This is a genomic window from Xenophilus sp., assembly GCF_044462705.1.
GTDB classification, from domain to species: domain Bacteria; phylum Pseudomonadota; class Gammaproteobacteria; order Burkholderiales; family Burkholderiaceae_C; genus Xenophilus; species Xenophilus azovorans.
The window spans coordinates 1-2,459 of the sequence record NZ_JBIQNC010000356.1; the positions used below are offsets into that span (position 1 = coordinate 1).

The window sequence follows — 2,459 nt, forward strand, 5'->3', positions numbered from 1 at the left end:
TGTCCCAGCGGTGCAGGTAGTACAGGTCGATCACGTCGGTGCGCAGGCGGCGCAGGCTGTCCTCGCAGTTGCGGCGCAGCGCGGCGGGGCGGCCGTCGATCACGCGGCGGGTCACGCCGTCCTCGCCCTTCACGCCGGCCATGCCGCCCTTGCTGCACAGGGTGATCTGCTGCCGATGGGGCTGGAGGACGCGGCCCACCAGTTCCTCGTTGGCGCCGAAGCCGTAGAGCGCCGCGGTGTCGAACAGCGTCACGCCGGCATCGAGCGCCGCCAGCAGCACGCGCTCGCCCTGCTCGGGCGGTGGCGGCGTGCCGTAGGCATGGCTGAGGTTCATGCAGCCCAGGCCGATGGCCGGGACGGTGAAGGGTCCGATCTGGCGTTGTCGTTGCATGGCCGGCACTATAGGACGGCAGGTGCCTGCGCGAGCGGTGCCGGGGTCGGTGGCCGCGCCGGCACTGGGGCGAAGGCTCAATCGTGTGCGGCGAACTCGCCGCGCCCGCCGTCCTGCAGGGCGCGCAGCGCGCTGTCGCGGAAGGCCGTGGGCGTCACGCCGGTGTGCTTGCGGAAGAAGCGCCCGAAGTAGGCCTCGTCCACGAAGCCCAGGCGGGCCGCCACCTGCTTGATGCTGCTCACGGTGTACACCAGCTCGCGCTGCGCCTCGTGCACCACGCGGGCGTTGATCACGTCCAGGCTGGACATGCCCAGCACCTCCTGGCACAGCCGGGTGAGCTGGCCGGCCGTGACGCCCAGCGCGGCCGCATAGGCCGTCACCGGCAGGTGCTCCCTGAAGCGCTCGTCCACCGCGCGGCGGAAGGCCTCGATCTGCTCGGCCTTGCGCGTCAGGGGATGCCCCGGCGCGGCCGGGACCTCGCGCTGCAGCCGCGCGATCTGCACGGCCAGTGCCGTCAGCAGCGCCAGGGCGGCGGCGACGTGGCCGGTGTCGCCCTGGCGGTGTTCGCGCTCGACCGCGAGGAACAGGGGCATCAACTGCTCCAGCCCCTCGGGCGCCAGCGGCGTCACGCGCGGCGTGCGCACGGTCTGCACCAGTTCCGGCATGACCAGCGCGGCCAGCGACTCCAGCGGGCGCTGCGCGGCCGTGATCACCGGGCCGTTGGTGTCGGGCGTGAAGCGAAAGCCATGCACGGTTTGTGCGGGCACGACGATCAGGCAGGGCGAGGCCATCTCGATGCGCGCATGGTCCAGGTGCACGGTGCCGCCACCGCTGGTGAGCATCAGCACCTGCACGAAGGCGTCGTGCGTGTGCGGCTGGATATCCCAGTTGTAGGGCTTCGATCGCTGGGGAATCCACTCGAAGTCGAAGGTCGACAGCCAGGCCGGCCGGGCCTGGTCGCCGTAGAGCGCGTAGTTGGGGATGGCGCGTGCCATGGGTATGGAAGGGTGCGGGGAAGGACCTGGCGCCTGGCCCGGACTTCTTGCGCGAATTGTCCGGGCCTTGGCTGGAATCGTCAAAGGCCGGCGCGGCACCGGCCACCAGAATTTCGCCACATCGCATTCCAAGCATCAGGAGACAGCTTTCATGACAGCCACCCCATCCTCCGGCGGGACGCACTGGCTCGGCCTGGCGGGCGAGACCTGCGTGGTCAGCGGCGCGGGCAGCGGCATCGGTGCCGCGATCGCGCGCGGCCTGGCGCAGGCCGGCGCCCGCGTGGCGCTGCTCGACCGCGACGCCGAGGCCGGCGAGGCGCAGGCGGCCGCGCTGCGCGCGCAGGGGGCCACCGCGCTGGCCGTGCCGTGCGACATCGCCGATGCCGCGGCTGTCGCGGCGGCCGCGCGCACGGTCGAGGCCGAACTCGGCGCGCCGTCGGTACTGGTCAACAACGCCGGCCTGCTGCGCGCCGGCGCGCTGGCCGATGTGGACCTGGCGCAATGGAACGAGGTGCTGTCGATCAACCTGACCGGCTACCTGCTGTGCGCGCGCGCCTTCGGCGCCGCCATGCGGGCGGCCGGGCGCGGCAGCATCGTGCACGTGGCCTCGATCGCCGGCTTGTTCCCGCAGACCGGCAGCGGCGCCTACAGCGCCAGCAAGGCCGGCGTGCTGCTGATGTCGCGCCAGCTCGCCGTCGAGTGGGGGCCGCAGGGCGTGCGCAGCAACGCCATCTGCCCCGGGATGATCCGCACGGCGCTGTCGGCGAAGTTCTACGAGGAGCCGGGCTTCGAGGCGCGCCGCGCGGCCGTCACCGCCAGCCGGCGCATCGGCGAGCCGCAGGACATCGCCGACGTGGCGCTGTTCCTGGCCAGCCCGCGCTCGGGTTACGTCAACGGCGCCGAGATCGTGGTCGACGGCGGCATGTCCAGCATGCTCATGGACATGGTGCCGCGCCCCGGCTTCAATGGATGAGCCCACCCCCGTTTGGACGGCCTCACTGCGTGTGGCCGTCCCATACCCCCTCAAGGGGGCGCACCCGGCGGCCCGGCAAAGCCGGTTCCGCGGGTGCACT

Annotated in this window: 3 protein-coding genes; 1 reads left to right on the forward strand and 2 read right to left on the reverse strand. The window is 72.4% G+C overall.

Annotated elements, in window-relative coordinates; all coding sequences use genetic code 11:
• Nucleotides 1-391: aldo/keto reductase (locus ACIY1X_RS26075; RefSeq protein ID WP_399686484.1), on the reverse strand; the 391-nt coding region annotated here is incomplete at its 3' end.
• Between the two features lie 77 nt (nucleotides 392-468).
• A complete protein-coding gene (locus tag ACIY1X_RS26080) occupies nucleotides 469-1,386 on the reverse strand; it encodes a helix-turn-helix domain-containing protein (protein WP_399686487.1) in 918 nt (305 codons plus the stop codon).
• A gap of 151 nt (nucleotides 1,387-1,537) precedes the next feature.
• Here ACIY1X_RS26080 and ACIY1X_RS26085 point away from each other — a divergent pair, with 151 nt between their 5' ends.
• Entirely contained in the window at nucleotides 1,538-2,359 is an 822-nt protein-coding gene (locus tag ACIY1X_RS26085) for an SDR family NAD(P)-dependent oxidoreductase (protein ID WP_399686490.1), read from the forward strand.
• Nucleotides 2,360-2,459 lie beyond the last annotated feature (100 nt).